The sequence below is a fragment of the Streptococcus sp. GMD4S genome, assembly GCF_000296955.1.
Genome location: NZ_AJRE01000188.1, coordinates 1 through 1862 on the forward strand (window position 1 = coordinate 1; position 1862 = coordinate 1862).

Annotated in this window: 2 protein-coding genes; both read right to left on the bottom strand. The window is 42.3% G+C overall.

Features of this window, described 5'->3' with window-relative positions; genetic code table 11:
• Nucleotides 1-148: 148 nt before the first annotated feature.
• Nucleotides 149-1327, bottom strand: a complete 1179-nt coding sequence (locus GMD4S_RS08480) for a pyridoxal phosphate-dependent aminotransferase (protein WP_000777443.1) — start codon at nt 1325-1327, stop codon at nt 149-151.
• Nucleotides 1328-1336: 9 nt separating this feature from the next.
• A complete protein-coding gene (locus tag GMD4S_RS08485; protein ID WP_000776855.1) occupies nt 1337-1813 on the bottom strand; it encodes a cell wall elongation regulator TseB-like domain-containing protein in 477 nt (158 codons plus the stop codon).
• Nucleotides 1814-1862: the final 49 nt, after the last annotated feature.

The window sequence follows — 1862 nt, forward strand, 5'->3', positions numbered from 1 at the left end:
TATCTTCCTTTTTTCGTTTAACTTGTCCGAAGACATCATTACCCACTATTTTACCATAAATAGACTGTGATAGCTAGGTTCTACTAGATAAAAATCGCGAGATTTTCGTTACAAAAAATCTTCGCTAAAAAGGCGAAGATTCTAAGTTTTATTTTTCCATAAACTGGTGCAAACGACGAATAGCTTCTTTTAATGTGTCCAAGTCTGTGGCATAGCTGAGACGAACATTTTCTGGTGCTCCAAATCCAGCTCCTGTAATCAAGGCAAGGCCGACTTCTTCGAGAATAGCCGTTGTAAACTCTGTCACATCGGTATAACCCTTCATCTCCATCGCTTTTTTGACATTTGGGAAAAGATAGAAGGCTCCTTGGGGCTTGACAACTTCAAATCCTGGTACTTGGCACAAGAGAGGATAAATGGTATTCAAGCGCTCTTCAAAGGCTTGGCGCATGGTTTCAACAGAGTCTTGCGGTCCAGTCAGCGCCTCAATCGTTGCATATTGAGATACTGCTGTCAGATTTGAAGTCGTTTGTCCTGTTAATTTGCTCATAGCAGCGATAATTTCAGGATTTCCCACAGCATAACCTACCCGCCAACCAGTCATGGCATAGGCCTTAGATACACCGTTAATCACAATGGTTTGCTTGCGAATGGCTTCTGACAAACTAGAAATTGGAACAAATTCGTTCCCGTTATAAACCAGACGTCCATAAATATCATCTGCTAGGATAAGGACATCATGCGCAACAGCCCAATTTCCGATAGCCAAGAGTTCCTCACGAGAGTAGATCATACCAGTCGGATTCGATGGTGAATTGAGAACCAAGACCTTGGTCTTATCTGTACGAGCTACTTCTAACTGCTCTACTGTTACTTTAAAGTGATTGTCTTCCTTGGCCTGGACAAAGACTGGCACACCTTCTGCCATCTTGACCTGGTCTCCATAGCTGACCCAGTATGGTGTAGGAATGATGACCTCATCACCTGGATTGACCACAGCCATAAAGAAGGTGTAGAGAGAGAACTTAGCACCTGTGGCAAAGGTAACCTCATTGGCTGCTACAGAATAGCCATAATAGCGTTCAAAGTAGGTATTAACCGCAGCCTTTAAGTCTGGCAGACCTGAAGCAACTGTATAAAAGGAAGCTCGTCCATCACGAATCGCTTCCACCGCCGCATCCTGAATATTTTCAGGAGTATGAAAATCTGGCTGTCCCAAGGTTAAGAAAAGAACATCTTTTCCTTGAGCTTTTAACGCTTTGGCTCTTGCATCACTAGCTAGAGTGACGCTTTCTTCCATTTCTAGTACACGTTTGGATAGTTTCATATGCCCTCCTTATTGGATCACTGCTCCTGTTTCAAAATCTATCAGATAGTAGTGGTTTCCTGACTTAACTTCCCAAATCGGCTTGTCCTGATAGCGACCAAAAGTGACTTTGTCAATGTCGCTAGCACCTTTTTCCCTCGAAATCGTCGCTGCCTTGTCTTGAGAAATCCCCTTATCAAGCTGATAGACATAAATCTTGTGGTCATTCTTTTCAATCAGTACGGCAATGGCCTCTTGCTTTTTATTATGTCCTAAAACGCTGTAATAACCTTCTAGTCCATTATAAAAATCAACCTGATCTGCCTCTTCCAATTCTGCATACTGCTTGGCTAGTTTTTCTCCCTCAACTCTAGCATCTTGATAGGGTTTCATGCTGAGTGATATCAGATAAAGGAAGGAAGTCGTCATGACTAGTACTACCAGAGCAATGCCGATTCCATACTGTAAAAGTAGCTTGTTTTTTGCTTTTTTCTGTCTTAGTTTCACTCGTCTATTTTACCATCTCTCCTTCTTTATTACAAGTGAAGACGGGAAC